Source organism: Capsulimonas corticalis (genome assembly GCF_003574315.2).
GTDB lineage: Bacteria > Armatimonadota > Armatimonadia > Armatimonadales > Capsulimonadaceae > Capsulimonas > Capsulimonas corticalis.
On the sequence record NZ_AP025739.1, the window covers coordinates 2,666,609 to 2,689,331 of the forward strand.

Consider the following 22,723-nt stretch of genomic DNA (forward strand, 5'->3'; position numbering starts at 1 on the left):
CAGTATTCGCTTTCCGAGGGGTTAGTTCCGTATTGCGGGCGAAAGGTTCACGTACGGGAAGAAGTATTTTTTGTGGGAGGCGGAGCGCCGACAATCAATTGCCCGTCAGCGCGCGGATTTGGCGGAAGTGGTGTTCGGTGTGCGCTTCCAGCAGACGGAGGGTTTGGATGGTGTCGAGGCGGCCGGTCCAGGGGTGCTGATACATGGTGAGGCCGCGCGAGTATGGGGTGAGGTGCTTGAGATGCATGTGGAGCAAGGTCCGCGTGGCGTCCCAGCGCGCGGTCATCTCTTCCAGCGCCAGGCGTCCCGCTTCGGAGGGATCGAGGAGGTTTTCCGAAATGGGGACATCCGGGAATGCGTGCGGCGCCCGGCAGACCAGCGCGACGGTCAGTGCGGATTTGGGACTGCGCCGCTTGCGGCTTTGCGAGGGATGGGTCGCCTGACGGACGATTTCCTCGTCCGTCAATAACAAATGGTGGACATGCTGCTGTACGGACCATGCGCCGTTACCGGGGCTTTTCATGAGCGTGTGGGGCGGCAGCGAGGAAATCGTGTAAAGCAGGTCCATGCGCAGACGTTCGAGCGTGTCGAAATACGTCTCGTACTCCTTGGTCATTCGAGATCTCCAGTGTCAATTCCGTCTCCCAGGCATGGGAGGACGGATGAAGACGTTGTGGTTATTTCTTTACGACTTGAGATTGAAGACGATCGACGACGATCCGGCGCGCATACGGCGCAGCGCGTTAGGAAGCGCTAGTGGTGGTCGTCGCGGTTCTTCGAAAGCTGCTCTTTCTCGAAGCGAACGCCGATGACCCACAGAGCGATGACGAAACAAATAGAGATGAGGCTGACGATCAGCGCGGTTTGTCCCTGGTAAGGCATGACGATTATTTCCTTTCGGCGAGCAAATCCCGCCAGAGCTGCGGGGGCAGGTCCCCCACGGTGTAAAATGAGCCGGTGACACAGATGAGATCGCCCGGCGCGGCCTCGGCCAGCGCGGCGCGCGCGGCGTCCGGCACATCGGGAACGATCCGCACATCGGGCATACCGAGCGCCGCCGCCGCCTCGGCGACTTCCGTCGCTTCGCGGGGATGGAACGCCGGCTGCGTGGCGAGGAAGATCGCCGGATGAAGCGCGGCGAGCGGCTTCAAAAACGTATCCGGCGCGTGGTTCTTCGAGAGGCCCGCGATCAGGATCAAGCGTCGTTTCCCTGCGCCGTAATCCGCGCGCAGCGCGTCCGCGAGCGCCTGCGCCGAAAGCTCATTGTGCGCCACGTCCACGACGATCGCCGGACGGTCCGCGATCTGCTGCAAGCGTCCAGGCGCGAAGGCGTTTTCCAATCCCCATTTTACCCGATCATCGGGCAGAACCGGGCGCCGTTCATCGACAATTGCATCCAGGGCCGCCACCGCGACCGCCGCGTTCGCGTGCTGGAACGCGCCGCGCATCTTCAGCCGCACATCCGTCAGCCGCCGCCGGGGCGTGTGAAATGATAACAGAGTCTCGTCATCCGCGACATAGGAGAACTCGCCGTCTCCCGCGACCACATGATGCAGCGGCGCGCCCTGCGCGCGGCAGATCTCGGCGATCGCCTCGTCGGCCTCGCCGTCGATGGGAACGCCGGTGACGCATGGGACGCCGGGCTTCACGATCCCCGCCTTCTCCCGGGCGATCTTGGCCAGCGTGTCGCCCAGCAGCTCCACATGATCGTAGCCGATATTGGTGATCGCCGTGACAAGGGGATGAGGAATGACGTTGGTCGCGTCCAGCCGCCCGCCCAGTCCTACTTCCAAGACGGCGTAATCGACCTTTTGTTCAGCAAAATAGCAAAGTCCCACGGCGGTTTTTAATTCAAACTCGGTCGTGGCGCCCAGCTCCGTCGCTTCGATGGCTTCGATGTGGGGCTTCAGCACGCCGACCCAGCGCGCGAAGTCGTCCTGCGGGATCATCACGCCGTTGATCTGGATCCGTTCGCGGACATCATACACAAAGGGGGACATATACGAGCCGACCCGGTACCCGGCGGCGGTCAAGATACTGCTGACAAAAGACGCCGTGGACCCCTTGCCCTTGGTGCCGGCGATGTGCACCACCGCTAACTGTTCCTGCGGACTCCCGGCCCGCTCCAAAAGCGCCAGAAAACGCTCATTGCCCAGCTTCACGCCCAGCCGAAGTCGTCCCTGCATATAGAGAAGCGCGTCGTTGAAGTTCATACGGGCGTTAGTATACCCGGTAGAACACGCGGGTATGAAACCCGGGGATATGCGCAATACCCGGCGGGTTAATACTTCTTCTCGCTCTTCAAAATCTCCATCACCGGACTCGCGAGCGCCGCGTTGGTCGCGACGGCGTCGGCGCCGTGGATCGTGGCTTTGCCGCTCCAGTCGGAGAAGTGGCCACCGGCTTCGCGCATGATGGGGAGCATGGGGGCGCAGTCCCAGGGGTTCATGGCCGGGTCCAGCATCACTTCGGCGCGGCCGGTGGCGATCATGGCGTAACCGAAGGCGTCGCCCCAGGTGCGCTGGATTCGCGTGCGCGAGACGAGCTGGTCAAAGGCGTCGGAGCGCTTCTGGCAGCTCGATACGGACGTGGTGAGGACCAGGGCGTTTTCCATTCTGTCCACGTCCGAGACGCGACAGGAGCGGCCGTTCCACGTGCAGCCCAGGCCCGTGGCGGCGGAGATCATATCGTTGAGGGCGGGGATGTAGATGACGCCGACCGACGGCTCGCCGCGCACTTCGACGCCCACGAGGACGCCGTAGAGCGGCACTCCGGCGACAAACGATTTGGTGCCGTCGATGGGGTCCACAATCCAGCGGTAGTCCGCGTCGCCTTCACTCGCGCCTTCTTCTTCGCCGAGAATGGCGTGGGTGGGGAAGTCGCGCAGAATGCGGGCGCGCAGGATCTTCTCGGCCTCTTTATCCGCGATGGTCACGGGAGTATTGTCGGCCTTAAGATCGGGGCGCAGGCCGGTCTGGAAGTGGCCGAGAGTGCTGCGGCCCGCGAGGTAAGCGGCGTCCACGGCGACGTCCAGCAGCTCGCGCAGGGTGGGGGCGGTCATGGTCATTTCTTCTCCGAATTCGGGTTTCCGCAATCCGCCTCGCGGGACGAGGCTGGGAACACGCCGCTTAGTTTGGCTACACACGGCCTTATCTCCTGCGCGAAACCTGGTGTTTATTGACTTTCGACTAACCGCCGTGCCATACTAAAGGCGGATTTTCAATCAAAACCTCACACACTAGGCCTCAGCAAGGAGACCCGCAATATGGCAGTACGAGTAGGCATTAACGGCTTTGGCCGCATCGGCCGCATCACTTACCGCGCGATCCAGGAGCGCTTCCCGAACGGCGAGATCGAAGTTGTCGCGCTGAACGACCTGACCGACGCGCATACGAACGCCCACCTTCTGAAATACGACAGCAACTACGGCCCCTTCAAAGGCGAAGTGTCCTACGAAGATAAGGACATCGTCGTCAACGGTAAGAAGATCACCGTTTTCGCCGAGAAGGATCCCGCGAACATTCCGTGGGACACCGAAGGCGTCGACGTCGTCATTGAGAGCACCGGCTTCTTCACCGACGCCACCAAGGCTGTCGCGCACCGCGAGCATGGCGTCAAGAAGGTCATCATCTCCGCTCCGGCGAAGAACGAAGACCTGACGATCGTTCTGGGCGTCAACAACGACGCTTACGATGCGTCCAAGCACCACGTCATCTCGAACGCGAGCTGCACCACGAACGGCCTGGCGCCGGTCGCCAAGGTCCTGTTCGACAAGTTCGGCATCGACAAGGGCCTTCTGACCACGATCCACGCTTACACGAACTCCCAGCGCACCGTCGACACCGCCGCGAAGGACCTTCGCGACGCTCGCGCCGCTGCGCAGAACATCGTTCCCAGCTCCACCGGCGCCGCCAAGGCTGTCGGCCTGGTCATTCCTGAGCTGAAGGGCAAGTTCACCGGCATGGCGTTCCGCGTGCCGACCCCGACGGTCTCCGTCGTCGACTTCACCGCGATCCTCGGCCGCGACGCCGATCCGGCCGAAATCAACGCCGCCGTCAAGGAGTACGCCGACGGTCCGATGAAGGGCATCCTTCAGTACAGCGACGAGCCGCTCGTCTCCACGGACCTCAAGGGCAACCCGCACTCCTCGATCTTCAGCGCGCTCGACACCATCGGTCTGGGCAACTTCGTGAAGGTCGTCTCCTGGTACGATAACGAGTGGGGCTACTCCTGCCGCGTCGCCGACCTGATCAACTTCCTGAACGAGAAGGGCCTGTAAGGGTTATCCTCGATCCCCGAAAAAACGGGCGCGGCCGATCGGCTGCGCCCGTTTTTTCTTTTCGGAAATTTGAAGGATCGCGATGACGCCTCAAGCCGCCCTCCCACGCTTTCTAACTCTGTGCGCCTTCCTGGTTACCATGATGAATGTTTCCATTACCCCCGCGTCGTCCGCAGAGATGTTCGTGTACTTTGGCTCGCACGGCAAAGGACCAGGAATCGGCTTCTCGCTGGCGCGCTTCAACACGGACACCGGCCAGCTCACCATCCCCACGTTTCTCCAGGAATGCGTGGCGCCGTCCTATTTCGTGATCAGCCATGACGGCAAGCGCCTATACACCTGCAACTCGGACCCCGGCAGTTCCGTGAGCGCCTACGCCATCGATCCCGCCACGGCGAAGCTGACCCTTCTCAATGAGCAACCCAGCGGCGGCGGCGAACCCTGCTACATCAGCCTGGACGCCACGGGGCACACGCTGATGGTCGCGAACTACGGCCCAGGGAACGTCGCCGCATTCGCCCTCAAAGACGACGGAAGCATTGGCGAGCGCACGGCGTTTTCGCAGCACACGGGAAGCAGCGTCAACCCACAGCGGCAAGAAGGCCCGCACGCGCATTCGATCCATGTGGACCCCACAAACAAATTCGTCCTATCCGCCGACCTCGGCGCCGACAAGCTCTTTGTCTATCGCCTCGACCCCAAGACCGGCGCGCTGACGCCAAACGACCCGCCCTTCGCCGCCGTCGCGCCCGGCTCCGGCCCCCGCCATTTTGCATTTCATCCCGACGGCCACGATGTCTACCTCATCAACGAGATGGGAAACAGCATCGTCCACTTCGGCTGGGATTCCCATCACGGCGTTCTGACCCCACACGAAACCGTCTCCACGCTTCCCGAAGGATTTCAAGGAACGAGCTTCGCGGCGGAAATTCTCATCCACCCCGACGGGAAATTTCTCTACGCCACCAATCGCGGAGACAACACGGTGGCCGTCTTCTCCATCGAGGCAAAAACCGGCCGCCTCACCCTCATCCAAAACATCCCGACCCAAGGCAAATTCCCACGCAACTGCGAACTCGACCCCACCGGCCGCTGGCTTCTTGTCAGCAATCACGACAGCAACAACGCCATCGTCTTCCACATCGATCCGAAGACTGGGAAGCTGACGCAAACCGGAGAGCCCGTCGCCGTCCCCGCGCCGTTCTGCGAGCGGTTTCTGCCGATCCGATAGATCTTTCCTGCCGATTGTTCGGAATGAGGATGCCTAAATGTCTGAAATTATTGCGGAAAGAATTTTTGATCTTAACCAAGACGGGATCGCCCGCAACATACGGATTAGCATGGAGAAGCCGTGCAGATGTGAGACGGGACAAGATTGGGTGTGCCATATCGTGATAGAAACGCCAGATGAAGTCGTGAAACGACCAGCATATGGAGTCGATTCTTACCAGGCGCTAGAGATTGGTCTTAGCAAAATGCAAGTATTAATCGAAAATCTAGCCTTGCATTACCGGGGAGAAATCACGCTTTATGGAAGCGCCAACATTCTATAAGCACTAATCTGCTGTCGTGAACGGAATAATGCCAAACCGCCGGTCTCAGCCTGACTCGTGACTTTCTTTAGTATAATCATGATTGTGTTATAGACAAGATGCAAAGACCATGCTATACTGGTGGCGACAAGCACGCGGAGAAATGAGAAATGTTAATAGTAAGCTTATGAAAAGCTTACAAAAGTTAACGCCTCCGTGCTATACTGGCGTAAGCAATTATCCTGATGAAATGAGATTCCTTTATGACGCGCTCCGCTCGCTTTCACCGTCTCTTCGCTGGGGATGGACGCTGCTTCGATGTGGCGATTGACCATGGATTTTTCAACGAACGGTCGTTTCTAGGCGGCATTGAGGATATGCGGTCGGCGGTGACGACCATTGTGGACGCCGCCCCGGACGCTATTCAATTGACGGTGGGACTTGCGCCACTATTGCAAGACATTCCGGGCAAGCAGAAGCCATCGCTGGTGCTGCGGACGGATATCGCGAATGTCTATGGCAAGGAACTGCCGCGCGTGCTGTTTAGCCGCATGATCGCCAATCCCGTGGAGCAGGCGCTGGCGCTGGACGCCGCGTGCGTCGTGGTGAACCTGCTGCTGCTCCCGGATCAGCCGGATCTGCATGCGCAGTGTGTTGAGAACATCTGCCGCATCAAGCCGGATTGCGTTCGTTATGGGATGCCGCTGATGGTGGAGCCGCTGGTGATGCAGGCGAACGCGGCCGGCGGTTATCTGGTGGATGGGGATATCGATAAGATCATGCCGCTTGTCCGGCAGGCCGCCGAGCTGGGGGCCGATATTATCAAGGCCGACCCTTGCGACGACGCGCGGGAATATCACCGCGTGGTGGAGGTGGCGTCGGGCGTCCCCGTGCTCGTGCGCGGCGGCGGCAAGGCGAGCGAGGCGGAGATCTTCGCGCGGACCGAAGAATTGATCCGGCAGGGCGCCTCGGGAATCGTCTATGGGCGCAATGTGATCCAGCACGCGCGGCCGGCGCAGATCACGCGCGCCCTGATGGCGATTATCCACGATGGCGCGACGGCGGAGCAGGCGCAGGCGATCCTGGGTCACGACACACAGGCATAAGGGAAGACACGCAATGGCGCAGCGAGAAATACGATTTGGTGTGATTGGGTGCGGCCTGATGGGCCGCGAATTCGCCAGCGCGGCGGCGCGCTGGTCGCATCTGCTGGAGATGGACGTGCGTCCGCGAATCGTCGGGATCTGCGACGCCGATCCGAAGACTTTCGGCTGGTTTCAAGACAGTTCTCCGGACATCAAGATCGCGACGGGAGATTATCAGGACCTGCTGAACAGCTCTGAAATTGACGCGATTTATTGCGCCGTGCCGCACAATCTACACGAGCGGATTTATATCGACATTATCAATGCCGGTAAGCATCTGCTGGGCGAGAAGCCGTTTGGGATCGATTTAGAAGCGAACGCGCGGGTCATGGACGCCGTGCGCGCGCATCCCGAAGTTCTGGTGCGATGCTCTTCGGAATTCCCGTTCTATCCCGGCGCCCAGCGGGTGATCCAGGCCATACAAGAAGAGCGCTTCGGGCGCATTTTAGAAGTGCGCGCCGGGTTCCTCCACAGCAGCGATTTGGACCCGCGCAAGCCGATCAACTGGAAGCGCCGGATCGCCACCAACGGCGCCTATGGCTGTATGGGCGATCTGGGCCTGCACGTTCTGCACGCGCCATTGCGTGCGGGGTGGGCGCCGCGCAACGTGCGCGCGATGCTCACCAATGTGGTGACGCATCGGCCAGGCCCAGACGGCGCCCCCGCCCTCTGCGAGACCTGGGACAATGCGCTGCTGTCGTGTGAAGTGGCTTCGGGCGAGCAGGCGTTTCCCATGCTGCTGGAAACCAAGCGCATCGCGCCCGGCGAAACTAATACCTGGTATCTCCAGGTGTACGGCACGGAGTTTTCGGCGGAGTTCAGCACGAAATATCCCAAAACCCTGCGCACTCTGCCCTACGCGCCGGGCGACGAGCAGGCGTGGCGCACCCTCGATCTCGGTCCGGCGTCGTGTTATCCCACGATTACCGGGGGAATCTTCGAGTTCGGATTCTCGGATTCGATCTTGCAGATGTGGGCGGCCTTTTGCGATGAAATCGCGCACGGCGACGCGATGCGTCAGCCGTTCCGCTGCGCCACTCCCAACGAAACGGCGCAGAGCCATCGTGTGTTCACGGCGGCGCTGGCGTCCCAGGCGCAGGCGCAGGTAATCGCCATTGACTAGCATGCCCAATCACGAAAACGACCGCTCGGCGGATGTCGTCGTGGCGGGACACATTTGCCTCGACATTATCCCGCAGATCCGCGCGGACGATTTTCAGTTTGTCCCCGGCGGCTTGCTGGAAACGGGGCCGGCGGTTCTGGCGACCGGCGGCGCGGTGGCGAACACGGGGCTTGCGCTGCATCAACTGGGAGTGAATGTTCGGCTCGTGGGGAAGATCGGCGACGACGTGCTTGGCGGCGCCCTGCGCGATTTAGTATCCGGCGACACACTCGATCTCGCCGCGAACATGGTCGTCGCCCACGGAGAGCACACGTCGTACAGCGTGATCCTCAGCCCAGAAAATCGCGACCGTATGTTTCTGCACTGCCCTGGCTGCAACGCCACGTTCCAAGCCGCCGATGTTTCGGACGAGGTCTTGGCGTCTTCGCGCCTGTTCCATTTCGGCTATCCGCCCTTGCTCCCTCGCATGTACGCGAACGGGGGCGAAGAATTGAGCGCACTGATGCGGCGCGCGAAATCGCTGGGCGTGACCACTTCGCTGGATCTCAGCATGCCCGATCCAAACGGTCCCTCCAGCGCCGTCGACTGGCCGGCGATCCTGGCGGCGGTTCTGCCGTACGTGGACGTGTTTCTGCCAAGCGCCGAAGAGATCTTCTGGATGCTGGACCGCGCCGCTTACGAGCGTATTTCGTCGGGCGGCGGTGAATTCCCCGCTCATGTCGGCGCATTAGACCTGCGCCATATCTCCCAGGTGCTGCTCGACATGGGCTGCGCCGTCGCGGGCGTCAAGCTCGGAGAACGGGGCCTTTATTTGCGCACCGCCTCATCCGCTCGCTTTGGCGACGCCGGCCGAGCCTTCCTCAACCCCATGGCATCCTGGTTCGACCGTGAATTCTGGTCTCCCTGCTTCGACGTCCACGTTGTCGGCGCGACCGGCGCCGGGGACGCGACCATCGCCGGCTTCCTGATGGCCCTTCTGCGCGGGGACGATCCCGCCCAATGCCTCGTCGCCGCCTGCGCCGTCGGCGCATGCAGCGTCGAAGCCGTGGACGCCTTCAGCGGCGTCCGCTCCTGGCCCGAAACTTCCGCGCGTCTCGCGCAGGGCTGGAAACGATGCGCCACGCACTCCGGCGACGGCTGGGTGTGGGACAAAACGCGTGGCGTGTTTGAGCCGCAGGCAGGATAACATCACGCCCACGGGGTAACAATAGACATGATCTCACAGCAAAAGCTCGAAGAAGTTCAGGCGCGCGCCCACGAATACCTCCAGCGCGCCGGGATTGTGCTGACGCCCGAAGAAGCCGCGCACATCGAAGTCGCCGACTTCGGCCTCGGCGATCTGGATGTCCACGGCCTCCAGCTCATCACCTACATCAACACCGAGCGCGTTTGCGCGAAAGAGTTAGTGCTGTTCCCCCGCCAGACCTGCCCCGAGCATCGGCATCCGCCGATTGACGGCGAGCCGGGCAAGGAGGAGACGTTTCGCTGTCGGTCCGGCCTGGTGTATCTGTACGTGGAAGGCGAGGGGAGCGGGACTTTACAGGCGCGGCCGCCGCTGGGTTCGGAGGATGTGTATACGGTCGGGCAGGAGATTGTGCTGATACCAGGCGAGCAGTACACGATCATGCCGGACACGCGGCACTGGTTCCAGGCGGGCGACGAGGGCGCGGTAGTGTCCGAGTTCTCGACGCGCAGCCGGGATGAGTTCGATATCTTTACCGATCCCCGAATACAGCGTGTGACGATTGTGGAGTGATGGGGTTTTCGATGAAGAAGACGACCTGGATCGTTCAGGCTAGTAAAGGCGCGACATCGCCGACGCTGACGGCTCTGAAGAACGCCTGCGCCGCGTGTGACGCTCCTCTGGTGGAAGTGCGGGTCATCCCGTTTCTCGAAGAGATGCCGGACGTGCCGCCGGAGGTCGAGTGGCCGTTTTTCATTTATGGATTTACGACGCTGATCTTGAGCGCGCTTCGTTCGGATCGATGGCGCAAAGGCGTCTTCTTCGATCCCGCGCTGTTTACCCCGACGGCCTACCATCAGTATTACGGCGATCGAATGCTCAATGATGGGATGACGGTCGCCACGCCGTCCGAAATCGAAGCCTGGGGCTGGGCCGCCGAACGCAAGCTATTCATTCGCCCTAACGACGATCTGAAGCGACTGGCCGGGCAGGTGATGACGTACGCCGAATTCTGTTCGTGGTTCGATGGGTTCCGAGACGCTACGGACACCGAGATCCAGGCGGACACGCCGCTGATCGTGGCGCCCTACCGACAGATCACCGCCGAATGGCGCCTATTTCTGCTCGAAGGCCGCGTGATCGGATCGTCCCAATATCAGCCGGAGGCCGCGCCCTTCACTCCTCCGGAAGTGTTCGCCTACGCGGAGGCCGCCGCCGCTGAGTGGTCGCCCGCGCCCGCCTTCGTCATGGACATTGCGAGTTCCGAGGGAGCGCTGAAGATCATCGAACTGAACTGCATCAATGGGAGCGGCTTTTATCAGGCGAACGTCGGCAATATTGTCCGGGAGATTTCCCGTTATCAGGAAATTCGCTGATGGTTTAGGGGAAAAGGTCGGTGACGGCGATCACCGCCTCGGGAGCGGACAGGGGCGTGATACTCTGCGTATCGTAATAGACGCTTGCCTCTTGATACGATCCCGCCTGCGGCGACCGCCGAACTTCCAGCTCCCGCGCCGCTACATTGACGATCCAATACTCGCCGACGCCGGAGGCGGCGTAAAGCGCGGCTTTTCGGGTGCGGTCGTAGGTCAGCGTGCTGTCGGAAATCTCAACCAGCAGAAGCGTGTCCGCAGGGCCGGGATGGCGGTCTTTATAGTCGTGGAAAGTACCGCGTGCGACGAGGATATCCGGCTCTGGCTCCGAGGTATCCGCAAGTGTCATGGGAGACTGTTCACGGATATAAGTGTCGCCGCCAAAAGCGGAGCGAAGCGCATGGACGACAGCGTGCAGCGTGACGGTGTGCGGCGTCTTCTGAGGGCTCATGGTCTCAATGATCTCTCCGTCAATTAATTCGACGCGTATTTCAGGCGGAAAGAAACCGAGATCGCCGAGGCGGTAGTAGTCGTCCCGAGTCCAACGATGCGGAGAGGGCATGGCGGCTTCGGATGTTTCGGTAATTGTATTCGGCGTCATTAATCAGCCTCCGGAACAAGTGCGTCGGTATATCATGTATTGTACGGCGCCATTTCCGCTAAGTCAATGTGCTTTGCGCCCTGCCTTATGTAACGCGCAGATGTGGCAGCTTTGTCCTGACGTCTTCGAGGTGCTCTTGAGGAACAAAGAGCCGGTAACTGCCGCAATCGACGCAAATATAGGCGCGCAGACAGGAACTGTTGGTAACTCCACTGACGCCGGGCAGCAGGTCGACGCCTTTATTGCTGAAGATGGGATGGAGGTCAAGCTTGGCGACGTGGATTTTGTGTTCGCCGCATTCCGGGCATGTGTTTTTCAATGCGAATTCTTCTCCTCGGCGATGAATTTCGCCGCTTGCCGGCGGCTGACCGGCAAGCGGCGTGGGAACATTGACTTTGACACAGACTCGGGCGTTTTGTTGCGCTGTCGAGCGGCGCAATTACGATCGGACTGGCGCAGCGTTATGCGCCCGAACCTTCCGTCACAACCTGCATTACGGTGTCACGAGCGCCTCTGGACTTATTGACGGCGTAGATCATTACTCCCAGTGTGTCCCCGCGATGCGAGCCGACATGGCAGCTGATACAGGCGGAGTGTTCGGCGCGGATCGGGCGGAGCGCGACGAACCAGCCGCCGTAATCGACGTTGATTACCTTCCCGCGCTTTACAACAGGCGCGTATGGCGTCAGCACTCGGGTCAGATGCTGCTCCGCCCAATTGATGGAATGATCGACGCGCTCGTAGGTGGAGTTGACGGCGAACAGCACATCCGTGGACGGTTTGGGATCGATTTCAACATGCGAGGCGTCGTGCGTGTCAAGGTGGGAGCCCGGTTTGTGGACGACATGCAGAATCCCGACGACATAAGATCGTCTCGCCTCGCGCAGTTTCAGGAACTTTCGGCGCTCTGACGGCGTCTCGCCATCGATCTCATCGATGCTGGTGTGGCCTGAGGGGAGCATGACAATTCGGTCGGGACCGAATTGCCCGGCGTTTCGCTGGAAGCGCGGCTGGACGATCTTATCGAGCGCGTCCGCCACTTGGAGCGGGGTGGAGAGAGTGGGCGCGTCCGCCCCCGCAGGCGGAGTGCGCAGCGTCGCCGCAAGGCAGACGGTAAAGATTACGGCTCCGGCGCCGATGACACGGCTCCGAGTAAACACACGTGGCGAATACAGCGACCGCATTTTGTGGCGCCCTCCTAAGGCGCCGTTCGTACAATGGCTTGCGACGGATCGGGAAGATCCCGATGGTGGTGGTCACGCCGAAACGGAGGAGCTCCTATTCGGCAGTGTGGGAGGAATCCGCCGCCGGCTGAGGGCGGCGGGGGGCGCGCAGCAGGCGGCGCCTTCGGGCGGCGAGACGGCGGGCGTTGCCCAGCGCGATCGTTTCGGCTTCGCCCACCAGCTTCTCCAGCTCGGTGAGTTCGGCGGCGGTCAGACCGGGGCCGGAGCGCTCGCTGTGGCGCGCCATCAGGGCGTCCATACGCGCCTGCTTCGCCGCTCCCAGGTCCTCAACGATCGTCGGTTCGTCAAACGTAAGGATATCGGCGATCCCGATCCCCAGCGCCTGACAGACCGCCCCAATGACCCGCATGTCCACCTTCTCCAAAGGCTCCTCGGGATCCGCAAGGCGATAGATGCTCTTGGCGTTGATCCGATCTCCCTGCTCCGCCACGCGGCGCACCAGGTCGGCCGTATTCAATCCTTGAGCGTCCAGCACCCGTTTCAGCCGAGAAAACGCTTCCTGCATGTCCATCCATTCCCCTTAAGGAGATTTTACCGTATGCGCGGGTTTTTTCGCATGTTTTGCCTTTTCGATTTCTTTGCTCCGATCGGCGCGAAGTTTGGGAAAAAGGACGATCCGGCGGCCGTCGGCGCCGCGCAGCGTGCCCAGCGTCAGGTCCGCCAGCGGGAACAGAACATTTAAGTTGCTGAGCATGAATTTGTGATGCACGCGGTGGTGCGCGTCGAGAAAGCGATAGTAGCGAAAGCGGCTCAGAAAAGCCGACGCCTTCGGCACGTGCATCGCCCAATGGAACGTCTCATAGCATGTGTAATAAATGGAAATCGCCGCAACGCCGCCCCAGAGGCTGGGAATCTTCGTAAAGTGCTGAACCAGCAGAAACAGCGGCAAATGAAAGCCTACCATGGCCGGCAGCGCCCACCAGTCCATGGGGACCTTCGCCGGATGGTCGTCGTGCGTGTGGTAAGTCTCATCGCCCTTGTAGATCTGATGATGCACCAGCGTGTGTTCGCGAAACGTGCGATAGATATATTTGGGAGAGTGAAACAGGTACCGGTGGAAGAACCACTCGAAGTAGCTCCCGTAAACGAAATACAGTGCGAACGCCGCCAGTTCGCACAGAAGAATATGCGTCATGATCAGTTTTCCTTTCATACAGCCAAAATTCAGCTAATATTGAAAATATGAATCAATATTACCATATAAATGGTAAAAATAACGCAATGTGTAAAAAATACATAATAACCATTTTGGCGGTGGAGCGTTAAGCGGGGAGCGCGGGAGCGGAGGGGCGCGGGAGCGGAGGGGCGGCGCGTAACACAAAAAAGGGAGCGCCGTCAGGCGCTCCCTTCAAGGTTGATATGTGTTTTGGGCGCAGTGTTACGCCGCCTGAAGCAAGACCAGGTCCGGGCGGGACGATCCGCCGTGAGCGGCTGTCTTGCTGACGCGGAACTGGGAAATGGCTTCCTCCAGCGTCTGCGCGATGCCCGACAATTCGGCGGCGCTGGCGACCAGCTCCTCGACGCTCGCCGTCTGCATGGCCGCCGTGTCCGTCACTGTCTGGATCGACGCCGACACTTCCTCCGCCGAAGCGCTCATTTCTTCCGCCGCCGCCGAGCTTTCCTCGACCACTGCCGCGATGTCGTTGATCGACTGCGACACGTTGTCCGCCGAAACGCTCATCCGAACCGACGCCGCGCTGATCCCCATCACACGCTCTGTCACGCCCTGGACCACCGACTGGATCTGAAGCAGCGCCGCGCCTGCTTCTTCCGCCAGCGCCGTGCCCTTGGCTACTTCCTGAGTGCCCGTCTCCATCGTCTTGACCGCCTGGCTGGTCCGCGTGAGCACCTGAGCGATCAGGCCGCCGATCTCGCGGGTGGCGGCGCTGGAGCGTTCGGCGAGCTTGCGCACTTCATCGGCGACGACCGCGAAGCCGCGTCCGGCTTCTCCGGCCCGCGCCGCTTCGATGGCGGCGTTGAGGGCGAGGAGGTTGGTCTGCTCGGCGATCTGTTCGATGGTGGCGACGATGCTTCCGATCTGCTCGGAGGAGCTTCCGAGAGCCTGAATGACCTGTGCGGACTGGGAGACGCTCTTGTGGATGCTTTGCATTCCTTCGACGGCGAGCGCGACGGTTCTTCCTCCGGCGGCGGCGCTTTCGTTGGCGAGGTTGGCGGCCTGGGTGGCGGCTTCGGCGTCCTTGGCCACGTCCTGAACGGCGTGGGCGAGCTGCTTGACCAGCTCCGCGCTGTCGGCGACGCTGCGGGCCTGCATGGTGCTGCCCTGCGCGACTTCGCCGGCGCCGGTTGCCGACTGCTCGGAAGCCTGGGCGACTTCCAGCATCACGCTGCCGATCTCTTCCGTCGCCTCGCCAATGCTCTGGCTGACTTCCGCGACGGTGTTGGAGGCGGTGGCGACCTGCATGGCGTTGACCTGCAAGTCGGAGATGAGGCCGCTCAGGGCGTCCTGACAGTGCCGGAAGGAATCCACGGTGGCGTGGATCCGGCCCAGCATTGAGTTAAAGGTGCCGGCCATCGCGCCGAACTCATCGTGCGTGGTGATATGGAGAGGCTTGGCGGCGGTCGCGATCTCGGCGGTCAGATCGCCACGCTCCAGGGCTTTGACGGCGTGGCCGAGATTTGTGATGCAGACGCTGTCCAGCGTTTCCAGGCCATCGGAGACTTGCGACAGCACGCGCACCATGTAACGGGTGATCAGGCTGCCGATGGCGATTCCGCTGAAGGCCGCCACGGCGATCAGCAGCAGCGAGAGGCGCAGGCCGTTGGCGGACGCGCTTTTGATCTGCTGGCTGTACCAGAGGCCGTGTGCGTGGTTCCAGGCGGTCATGGCGTCGACAACATCCATGACTTTGTGGACCTGATCGCGCATGGGGCCGTTGAGCTGCTTGACCGCCGCCTTATGGTCATTGGTATCCATCAATTGGATCAAGGTCGTATGGCCGGATAGATAATCGGTCCAGGTCGTTTTCAGCGTCTCGTAGTTCTGGCGGTCGGCGGGATCGTCGACGCCGGCGCCGTATGCGTCGAGACCTTCCTGCGCCTTCGCCTGCGCGGTATCGCTGTCCTTGACGAACTTGGCGCGGCCCGCGGCGTTCTCGGCGAGGGCCATCTGGAATTCCATCGTGCGCATGCGCCGCGCATTGACATGGAACTGCGCGAGGTGCTCTGTGCTCGTCAGGGAATCGGTAACGATGCTTTCGCCAAGATGCGTCATATGCGTCATCAGGGCGATGCCGACGATTCCCATGATTGTCGTCAGCAGCACGCAGAGGCCGAAGCCTATGGAAAGTTTATGAGCCGTCTTGCGGTTTAAGAACCATTGCATCCTTCGGTCTCCAAAATTCAACAGTAGGGGTGACGTGACCGTCTCCCTATTCATATTGCCACTTTAGAACGATCTCTGTAGGGTGAGAATGTGATGGGAATGCGCGGGATTGGCCGGGCGCGCGCAAAAACATGGCGAGAAACACAAAAAACGCGGAACGGACAGTGTCCGTTCCGCGCCATCGATCGATTGAGTTGGTCGTTGTTTCGTTATGCGGCTTTGCTCAGCGTGAGGCGGGGGAGCTGCTCGGAAGGCCGATCTTCGAGGACGTGAAACTGAGAGATCGCCTTTTCCAGCGTCTGCGCGATGCTGGCGAGCTCCTCGGCGCTGGCGACCAGCTCCTCGACGCTCGCCGTCTGCATGGCGGCCGTGTCCGTCACCGTCTGGATCGACGCCGACACTTCCTCCGCCGAAGCGCTCATTTCTTCCGCCGCCGCCGAGCTTTCCTCGACCACTGCCGCGATGTCGTTGATCGACTGCGACACGTTGTCCGCCGAAACGCTCATCCGAACCGACGCCGCGCTGATCCCCATCACACGCTCTGTCACGCCCTGGACCACCGACTGGATCTGAAGCAGCGCCGCGCCTGCTTCTTCCGCCAGCGCCGTGCCCTTGGCTACTTCCTGAGTGCCCGTCTCCATCGTCTTGACCGCCTGGCTGGTCCGCGTGAGCACCTGAGCGATCAGGCCGCCGATCTCGCGGGTGGCGGCGCTGGAGCGTTCGGCGAGCTTGCGCACTTCATCGGCGACGACCGCGAAGCCGCGTCCGGCTTCTCCGGCCCGCGCCGCTTCGATGGCGGCGTTGAGGGCGAGGAGGTTGGTCTGCTCGGCGATCTGTTCGATGGTGGCGACGATGCTTCCGATCTGCTCGGAGGAGCTTCCGAGAGCCTGAATGACCTGTGCGGACTGGGAGACGCTCTTGTGGATGCTTTGCATTCCTTCGACGGCGAGCGCGACGGTTCTTCCTCCGGCGGCGGCGCTTTCGTTGGCGAGGTTGGCGGCCTGGGTGGCGGCCTCGGCGTCCTTGGCCACGCCTTGAACGCCGTACGCAAGCTGCTTGACCAGTTCGGCGCTGTCGGCGAGGGAGCGCGCCTGCGACGTGCTGCCCTGCGCGACTTCGCTCGCGCCTCGCGCCGATTGATCGCTGGCCTGGGCGACTTCGAGCATCACGCTGCTGATCTCTTCGGTTGAGTTTCCGATCTGCTGGCTGGCGTCCGCGACAGTCCCGGAAGCCTGGGAGACCTGCGCGGCGTTTTCCTGAAGACCGAGGATCAAGCGGCTGAGCGCGGCCTGGGATTTACGAAACGATTCGACGGTCGAGTGGATCTGCCCGAGCATGGCGTTGAACGTGCGCGCCATCGAACCGAACTCGTCCTGCGCCTCGATCTCAAGCGGCTTGGTTTGCGTGATGATGGCGACGGTCAAGTCTCCCCGCTCCATCGCGGTGACGGCGGCGCTCAGATTGGTGACGCATACGGATTCCAGCGTCTCCAGCCGATTCGACATTTGCGACACGACGCGAACCATATATCGCGTGATGAAGCTGCCGACGGCCACGCCGGCCAACGCGGCGCAGAAGATGAGCGCGAGGGTCGTCCGCAGGCCCTCATTGGACGCCTTGGTGATCTGGCCGCTATACCAAACGCCGTGCGCGTGGTTCCAGGCCGTCATTGCCGAGACCGTGTCGCTGATCGCGTGGAACTGCGAGCGCATCTCCCCGTTCAGCAGGTCCGCGCTCCGATCTTTCTCGCCGCGCATCAGCATCGGCGTCCATGTTTGCTGCTGAGTCTGATAGCCGGTCCACTGATCTTTGAGTTTGTCGTAGTTTTGCTTGTCCGCCGTGTCGGTCGCGGCCTGCCCATAGGCGTCCAGCGCCGAATCCGCCTCCGACTGCGCTTTGGCGGCGTCGGTCAAATATTTGTCGCGATCCTTCGGAGTGCGCGAAAGAATAGCCTGGAATTCCAATGTCCGGACATGACGGGCCCCGACATGGAACTCCGCAAGACGCTCGGTGCTGGTGAGCGAATCCGAGACGATGCTTTTCGCGATTTTGCTCATGTGCGCCATCAAACCGATGGCCGCGCCGCCAAGCACCGTCGTCAAGAGTATACAAAGGCCGAAGCCGATCGAAAGCTTATGGGCTGTTTTGCGGTTGAGAAACCAATTCATGGAGCGTATCCTAAACAGTGGGAATTTTGACGATGAGTCATTATCTTTTCGGCGCTTTGGGAGCTCCTCCTTAGGGCGCCGGGATTCTCTCGCACTTCCGGGAGGAGCGGCATCGGGTATACTGTGACCGATTTTCGATCATCACTAGCGAGGGACACCATGAGCTTTAATAAGAAGACCGTCGAGGATATCGACGTCGCCGGCAAGCGAGTGCTGGTGCGCGTGGACTTCAACGTGCCGCAGGACGAGACCGGCGCCATTACGGACGATCGCCGCATCCGCGCCGCTCTGCCGACCATTCAATATCTGATCCAGCACAACGCGCGCGTCATTCTGGCGTCGCACCTGGGCCGGCCCAAGGGTGGGCCGGAGCCCAAGTACAGCCTGGCGCCCGTCGCGGCCCGCCTGGGCGAACTGATCGGCAAGAGCGTCCCGCTTGCCCCCGACAGCGTCGGCGACGCGGTCAAGGCGCAGGTGAGCGCCCTGGCGGACGGCGATGTCCTGCTGCTGGAGAACGTGCGCTTCCATCCGGAAGAAGAGAAGAACGATCCCGCGTTCGCTACCGAGCTCGCGTCCCTGGCGGAACTCTACGTCAATGACGCCTTCGGCACCGCGCACCGCGCCCACGCCTCCACCGAAGGCGTCGCACAGCATCTTCCCGCCGTCGCCGGCTTCCTGCTCAAGAAAGAGCTGGATTACCTCGGCGAAACCGTCAACAACCCCAAGCGCCCGTTCGTCGCCATTCTCGGCGGCGCCAAGGTGAAGGACAAGATCTCCGTGATCCAGGCGCTGCTGCCCAAGGTCGACACGCTGATCATCGGCGGCGGCATGGCGTACACCTTCTTCAAGGCCCAGGGCAAGGAGATCGGCAAGTCCCTGCTCGACGCCAGCAACATCGACTTCGCCAAGCAGGTCCTGGCAGAGAGCGGCGACAAGATCTTGCTCCCGGTGGACGTGATCGTGACCAACGGCAACCCGTTCGGCGGCGATGTCGATTCTCTGGAATCCAAGGCGGTCTCCGTGGATGCGATTCCCTCGGACTGGGAAGGCGTGGACATCGGCCCGGTCACCATCAAGGAGTTCGCGGCGGTCATTCAGGGCGCGGCGACCGTGATCTGGAACGGCCCGGCGGGCATCTTCGAGATCCCGCGCTTCGCGGTCGGAACGCAAGGCGTGGCGCAGGCGCTGGCCGACAGCAGCGCGATCACCATCGTCGGCGGCGGCGATTCAGCGGCGGCGGTCGAGAAGCTTGGCTTTGCGGACCAGATCACCCACATCTCCACCGGCGGCGGCGCCTCGCTGGAGTTCCTGGAAGGCAAAGAGCTCCCCGGCGTCGCGGCGCTTCAGGATAAGTAATACGGTTCAGACTCACATGTCGTGAGCCGCTCTCGGCGCTCAAAGGGCGCTGCTGTTCTTGAAAGACCAGCAGCGCCCTTTGTGTTTTTTGCTGATCCGAACAAGCGGCTGCAACCAAACCCGCCCCCTCCGTGTCTCATGGTTTGAGCGCTTCTGAGAGTTCTGGCGACAAAGCGATTATGCTTCCGCCCGCGCGACGACAGAGCGAAGCATTGAGGGGGATCGATGAGCATGGCGAATGGCGATGGGAGTGAGATCTCGTCCCGAAGAGTGAATTATGGCTGGATCGGCGAATCCTGGGGATTGCTGGGGCAGGCGGCGAGTCCGTGGATCATGTCTCAGCTGCTCTACGGCGTCTTGGTGTTTCTGTTGTCGCTGGCGCTGAATGTCCTGTGTTTTGGTGTTCCGCCGCTCAATCTCGCGGGCTTTTCGCGATGGGCGGACCACCAAACGCCGGTCTCCAACACGGCGTCCTATGCGCTGAGTTTCGCGTTCAATGTCTTTCAATCATCGGCGTACTACGCGATGGCGGTGAAGCAAGTGCGCGGCGAGCAGGTCTCTTTCCACGACGCGTTTCGCGGCGGGGAAGGATTCTGGCGTATGGCGGGCGCCGTCCTGCTGATCGGCGTGCTGAGCCTGCTGGGCGTGGCGGGATTGGTAATCGGCGTGTTTTTCGTCGCCGGTCTGCTGCTGCCCGCATGGGCGATGGTCGCCGATGGCGAAAGTCCCACCGAGGCGATTACGCGGTCAATTCGGGCGATGAAGGGCGATTGGCTCAAAGCCGGCCTCTTCTGTCTGCTGTTTACCGCGCTGATGGGAGCGAGCGCGCTGCTCTGTGGTCTGGGCCTGCTCGCGACCACGCCGATGCTTTATCTCGTCTCGGCGCTCGCGTATCGGGACATGGCGGGCATGCCGATACTCACGACGCAGCCTTTCGAATATGGCGCGGGGCAGCCCGGCGTCTGGCCTCCTCCTCCGCAGGCGACGCGGCCGCCGGACGAGCCGACTTGGGGCGCCGGACAATAATTGAGAGCCAACGGGCGTAATTTTGGGGATATTGATCGTGATTGAGAGTGGAGGATAAGAATGAGCGTACCCATGGGCGGCGGTTACGCCGCGCCCCGCCGTGTGAATTATGGATGGATCGGAGAATCGTGGCAGTTGTTCACGCAGGCGGCCGGAGCGTGGATTCTCCTGCTCCTGGCGAACGTCGTTGTCAGCTTGATCATTAGTTTTGGGCTTCAGGCGATGTTTCCCAACACTAATTATACGCCGCCTACTCCCGGCGCGTCGCCGTGGCAGGTGATGGCGACCAGCCAAAAAATGTCTTCCTTGGGGCAGTTTCTGTCGTATGTGATTAGCTGGCTGACTGGCGGCTTTTTCGCCGCTTGCTTCTACGGACTTGCGGTGAAGCAGGTTCGCGGTCAGGCGGTCGGCGTCGGCGACGCTTTTGGCGGTGGTCCGTACTATGGGCAGATGCTGCTGGCGACGCTGGTGCTGGGGCTTCTGGCGGGCGGCGGCGCTCTGGTCTTTTGTCTTGGCTTTTTTGTTGTACTAGGCCTGATGCTGCCCATGCAGGCGATGGTCGCCGACGGCGTTCCCGCAATGGAGGCGATTTCACGAAGTTTCGAAGCGATGAAGGCCGATTGGCTGAGCGCCGCTTTGTTCTACATTGTCATGTTCCTGCTGATCCTCGTGAGCGCTATTCCGTGCGGCCTTGGCCTGCTCGCCACCGCTCCGATGACTTACCTCATCGCCGCGCTTGCGTATCGCGATATGGTCGGAATGCCGGGGGCGAATAGCGGCTTTACGCCGAACTACGGCGCGCCGCAGCCGGGCGTGTGGCCGCCGCCGCCGGGAGCGGGGAACGCCCCTCCCTACGGCGGGCAGCCGGGGAATTATCCGCAGGGCGGTCAGCCGGGAGCGTGGCCCCCTCCGCAAGGCGGTCAGCCCGGAGCTTGGCCTCCGCCGCAGGGCGGGCCTCAGTTTGGTCAGCCGCCTCAGGGCGGTCCCCAGTTTGGGCAGCCGCCTTCGTCGCCGGGAGCTCAGCCGCCGGGCCAGTGGCTCGGCGGCTCGCCGCCTGACGATCCCAATCGCCCGCAGGGCGGCGCATAGTGTTCTGACGGATCGGGAAACGGCGTGTCCGGCGCGACGTCGATCGGACACGCCATCTTTGAGAATGGGAGGGCATATATGAGCGTACCAGAGGGAAGGAGTTATCAATCAACTCCCGAGGTTAGTCTGGACTGGATCTCAAAGGCGTGGTCTCTGTTTACTCAACGGGCGACATCGTGGATCGGAACAATGTTTCTATTCGCTGTCGCGGTCTGGGTCTTGGAGCTGATCATCATCGTTCCGACGGGGCTTCTCGGAGCTATGCAGAACAGCGCTGCTCGTTCCAATCCCGGATCAATGGGACCATGGGCGATCTTTTCATTACTGGCGCCCGCGCAACTTGGAGTGTTCTTTCTCTTGGGTATCGCGCTGAGTGGCGGGATGTACATCGTTTTGGGTGGAATTCTCAAAATGGCGCTAAAACAGGTTCGCGGTGAAGAGATTGCCCTGGCCGATATTTTATCGGTCGGAGATGTCGCGATGCCGCTGTTTGTTTCTGGTTTGATCATTTCTATTGTAGGATCTCTCGCCATGCAGGTATTCGTGCTGCCGGGGATCGTGGTTTATGCCCTGCTCATGTTTACGCCGCTACTAATCGTCGACCAGAAGCTCGGAGCAATCGACGCCATTAAAGCCAGTGTGGACATGCTCAAGTCTCAATGGTTGATGGCCAGCGTTTTCTTTTTTGTTTCGTATTTGGTTGCGTGCCTCGGAGCGATCTTATGCGGCATTGGGATGCTGGCGACGTTCCCTGTGTTTTTGATTTCCATTGCCTACGGGTACTGGACATTCACCGGCTCGACGATGTCTGTGGCGGGACAGCCGAATTACGGCGTTGCGCAGCCGGGCGTGTGGCCTCCTCCGCCCGGCGCGGGGAATGCGGCTTCGTTTGGTCAGACGGGCGCCGGCCCGGCTTTTGGGCAGACCCCAAGCGCGCCGGCGTCGACGCCGGATCAGACGGGCGCCTGGCCGCCTGCGCAGCCGGCTCCGGAGCCTCCGCAGCAGCAGCCGGGAGCCTGGCCGCCCACGCAAAGCGGCGCGCCGGCTGAGCCTCCGGCGGCTCCGTCGCCGTCCGAGTGGCCCGCGCAGACCACGCCTCCGCCGTTTGGGCAGACGCCGCCCGAAGATCCGAACCGTCCGCTGGGCGGCTCCTAGCCACAACGATCGCACATTTATTCGGCCGGCGGCGCGAAGGGCCCGCCGGCCACGCTGCGTTACCCACGAGAAACTGTCGTCCGCCGCTTCTTCCATGGGAGGAGTC

Annotated in this window: 22 protein-coding genes and 1 pseudogene; 12 read left to right on the forward strand and 11 right to left on the reverse strand. The window is 61.5% G+C overall.

Going from position 1 to position 22,723, the window contains the following annotated elements; genetic code table 11:
* Positions 1-94: 94 nt before the first annotated feature.
* The 4 genes from D5261_RS11415 to D5261_RS11430 form a co-directional block, all read right to left on the reverse strand.
* Entirely contained in the window at positions 95-616 is a 522-nt protein-coding gene (locus tag D5261_RS11415; protein WP_119323632.1) for a DinB family protein, read from the reverse strand.
* Between the two features lie 137 nt (positions 617-753).
* Positions 754-882 (reverse strand): hypothetical protein, encoded by a 129-nt coding sequence (locus tag D5261_RS11420; RefSeq protein ID WP_301002473.1) that lies wholly within the window; start codon positions 880-882, stop codon positions 754-756.
* 5 nt (positions 883-887) lie between these two features.
* Positions 888-2,213 (reverse strand): bifunctional folylpolyglutamate synthase/dihydrofolate synthase, encoded by a 1,326-nt coding sequence (locus D5261_RS11425; protein WP_119323633.1) that lies wholly within the window; start codon positions 2,211-2,213, stop codon positions 888-890.
* Positions 2,214-2,281: 68 nt separating this feature from the next.
* Entirely contained in the window at positions 2,282-3,067 is a 786-nt protein-coding gene (locus D5261_RS11430) for an inositol monophosphatase family protein (RefSeq protein ID WP_218025712.1), read from the reverse strand.
* A 198-nt stretch (positions 3,068-3,265) separates the two neighbouring features.
* On the opposite strand from D5261_RS11430, the gene gap reads away from it, so the two are divergent.
* The 8 genes from gap to D5261_RS11470 all read left to right on the forward strand — a co-directional run bounded on the left by gap (position 3,266) and on the right by D5261_RS11470 (position 10,638).
* Complete coding sequence (gene gap / locus D5261_RS11435) at positions 3,266-4,279, forward strand: type I glyceraldehyde-3-phosphate dehydrogenase (protein ID WP_119323634.1); 1,014 nt, start codon at positions 3,266-3,268, stop codon at positions 4,277-4,279.
* 82 nt (positions 4,280-4,361) lie between these two features.
* Positions 4,362-5,510: a lactonase family protein gene (locus D5261_RS11440; protein ID WP_119323635.1), complete on the forward strand. Its 1,149-nt coding sequence runs from the start codon at positions 4,362-4,364 to the stop codon at positions 5,508-5,510.
* Between the two features lie 37 nt (positions 5,511-5,547).
* Complete coding sequence (locus D5261_RS11445; RefSeq protein WP_119323636.1) at positions 5,548-5,832, forward strand: DUF6968 family protein; 285 nt, start codon at positions 5,548-5,550, stop codon at positions 5,830-5,832.
* Positions 5,833-6,074: 242 nt separating this feature from the next.
* Complete coding sequence (locus D5261_RS11450; protein WP_119323637.1) at positions 6,075-6,917, forward strand: class I fructose-bisphosphate aldolase; 843 nt, start codon at positions 6,075-6,077, stop codon at positions 6,915-6,917.
* 13 nt (positions 6,918-6,930) lie between these two features.
* On the forward strand, positions 6,931-8,079 hold the full coding sequence (locus D5261_RS11455) for a Gfo/Idh/MocA family protein (RefSeq protein WP_119323638.1): 1,149 nt from the start codon (positions 6,931-6,933) through the stop codon (positions 8,077-8,079).
* A gap of 1 nt (position 8,080) precedes the next feature.
* Positions 8,081-9,265: a carbohydrate kinase family protein gene (locus D5261_RS11460; protein ID WP_119323639.1), complete on the forward strand. Its 1,185-nt coding sequence runs from the start codon at positions 8,081-8,083 to the stop codon at positions 9,263-9,265.
* 27 nt (positions 9,266-9,292) lie between these two features.
* Positions 9,293-9,835, forward strand: a complete 543-nt coding sequence (locus D5261_RS11465) for a D-lyxose/D-mannose family sugar isomerase (RefSeq protein ID WP_119323640.1) — start codon at positions 9,293-9,295, stop codon at positions 9,833-9,835.
* 11 nt (positions 9,836-9,846) lie between these two features.
* The gene (locus D5261_RS11470; protein ID WP_165864488.1) at positions 9,847-10,638 is read left to right on the forward strand and encodes an ATP-grasp domain-containing protein; all 792 of its coding nucleotides are present in this window, start codon (positions 9,847-9,849) and stop codon (positions 10,636-10,638) included.
* A gap of 4 nt (positions 10,639-10,642) precedes the next feature.
* Here D5261_RS11470 and D5261_RS11475 read toward each other — a convergent pair whose 3' ends face one another.
* The 7 genes and pseudogenes from D5261_RS11475 to D5261_RS11505 all read right to left on the reverse strand — a co-directional run bounded on the left by D5261_RS11475 (position 10,643) and on the right by D5261_RS11505 (position 17,991).
* Positions 10,643-11,236, reverse strand: a complete 594-nt coding sequence (locus D5261_RS11475) for a Uma2 family endonuclease (protein WP_119323642.1) — start codon at positions 11,234-11,236, stop codon at positions 10,643-10,645.
* A gap of 85 nt (positions 11,237-11,321) precedes the next feature.
* Positions 11,322-11,555: a hypothetical protein gene (locus tag D5261_RS11480; protein WP_119323643.1), complete on the reverse strand. Its 234-nt coding sequence runs from the start codon at positions 11,553-11,555 to the stop codon at positions 11,322-11,324.
* 142 nt (positions 11,556-11,697) lie between these two features.
* Positions 11,698-12,420 (reverse strand): hypothetical protein, encoded by a 723-nt coding sequence (locus D5261_RS11485; RefSeq protein WP_119323644.1) that lies wholly within the window; start codon positions 12,418-12,420, stop codon positions 11,698-11,700.
* A 94-nt stretch (positions 12,421-12,514) separates the two neighbouring features.
* Complete coding sequence (locus D5261_RS11490) at positions 12,515-12,991, reverse strand: helix-turn-helix domain-containing protein (protein ID WP_119323645.1); 477 nt, start codon at positions 12,989-12,991, stop codon at positions 12,515-12,517.
* Between the two features lie 9 nt (positions 12,992-13,000).
* A complete protein-coding gene (locus D5261_RS11495) occupies positions 13,001-13,615 on the reverse strand; it encodes a sterol desaturase family protein (protein WP_119323646.1) in 615 nt (204 codons plus the stop codon).
* A 552-nt stretch (positions 13,616-14,167) separates the two neighbouring features.
* Positions 14,168-15,823 (reverse strand): annotated as a pseudogene (locus D5261_RS11500) (methyl-accepting chemotaxis protein); the annotation flags it as partial.
* A 209-nt stretch (positions 15,824-16,032) separates the two neighbouring features.
* Positions 16,033-17,991 carry a methyl-accepting chemotaxis protein gene (locus D5261_RS11505; protein ID WP_301002475.1) on the reverse strand — a complete coding sequence of 653 codons (1,959 nt, stop codon included), beginning with the start codon at positions 17,989-17,991 and terminating at the stop codon, positions 16,033-16,035.
* Between the two features lie 159 nt (positions 17,992-18,150).
* Between D5261_RS11505 and D5261_RS11510 the strand changes: the two genes are divergently transcribed.
* The 4 genes from D5261_RS11510 to D5261_RS11525 all read left to right on the forward strand — a co-directional run bounded on the left by D5261_RS11510 (position 18,151) and on the right by D5261_RS11525 (position 22,617).
* Positions 18,151-19,347 carry a phosphoglycerate kinase gene (locus D5261_RS11510; RefSeq protein ID WP_119321176.1) on the forward strand — a complete coding sequence of 399 codons (1,197 nt, stop codon included), beginning with the start codon at positions 18,151-18,153 and terminating at the stop codon, positions 19,345-19,347.
* A 225-nt stretch (positions 19,348-19,572) separates the two neighbouring features.
* The gene (locus tag D5261_RS11515; protein WP_125205939.1) at positions 19,573-20,373 is read left to right on the forward strand and encodes a hypothetical protein; all 801 of its coding nucleotides are present in this window, start codon (positions 19,573-19,575) and stop codon (positions 20,371-20,373) included.
* A 60-nt stretch (positions 20,374-20,433) separates the two neighbouring features.
* Complete coding sequence (locus D5261_RS11520) at positions 20,434-21,462, forward strand: hypothetical protein (protein WP_125205940.1); 1,029 nt, start codon at positions 20,434-20,436, stop codon at positions 21,460-21,462.
* A gap of 189 nt (positions 21,463-21,651) precedes the next feature.
* Positions 21,652-22,617 (forward strand): hypothetical protein, encoded by a 966-nt coding sequence (locus tag D5261_RS11525; RefSeq protein WP_119321179.1) that lies wholly within the window; start codon positions 21,652-21,654, stop codon positions 22,615-22,617.
* Positions 22,618-22,723 lie beyond the last annotated feature (106 nt).